The 665-nt window shown below is 67.4% G+C and carries 1 protein-coding gene; it reads left to right on the top strand.

What is annotated here, in order from left to right; translation table 11 throughout:
- Positions 1 to 665, top strand: a 665-nt coding sequence (locus ALA01S_RS31315; protein WP_169806065.1) for a branched-chain amino acid ABC transporter permease, incomplete at both ends; no start/stop codon positions are given.

The following is a 665-nucleotide window of genomic DNA, read 5'->3' as shown; positions in this document are numbered from 1 at the left end:
TCCGATGCACATCTTCGGCTTCAGCTTCGGCAAGCCGTTGACGATTGGCGATTTCACGATCGCCCCGGTGACGCTGTACTACTACCTGTTCCTGGCGCTGGTCGTCATGACCGTGGTGATCTGCCACCGCCTGGAAAACAGCCGCATCGGCCGCGCCTGGATGGCCATCCGCGAAGACGACATCGCCGCCAAGGCCATGGGCATCAACGTGCGCAACATGAAGCTCCTGGCCTTCGCGATGGGTGCCACCTTCGGCGGCGTGTCGGGCTCCATGTTCGCCGCCTTCCAGGGCTTCATCTCGCCGGAATCCTTCTCGCTGATGGAGTCCGTGATGATCGTGGCCATGATCGTGCTGGGCGGCATCGGCCACATCCCCGGCGTGATCCTGGGTGCGGTGGCGCTGTCGGCGCTGCCCGAGATCCTGCGCTACGTCGCGGGCCCGCTGCAGGAGATGACGGGCGGCCGGCTGGACGCCGCCATCCTGCGTCAACTGCTGATTGCGCTGGCCATGATCGGCGTGATGCTGTCGCGCCCCCGCGGCATCTGGCCGCCGCCTGAGCACGGCAAGGCCGCGCCGTCGCCGGCCGGCTCGACCGGTGCTGCCGCAACCGCCACGGCCTCCGCTTCGTCCAAGGGCAGGTCCACCGCCACCTCCGGCACCATTT

Origin of the sequence: Azohydromonas lata NBRC 102462 (genome assembly GCF_001571085.1) — a bacterium.
In the GTDB taxonomy this organism is placed as follows: domain Bacteria; phylum Pseudomonadota; class Gammaproteobacteria; order Burkholderiales; family Burkholderiaceae_C; genus Azohydromonas; species Azohydromonas lata.
This window is presented reverse-complemented; position numbering and strand designations above follow the sequence as displayed.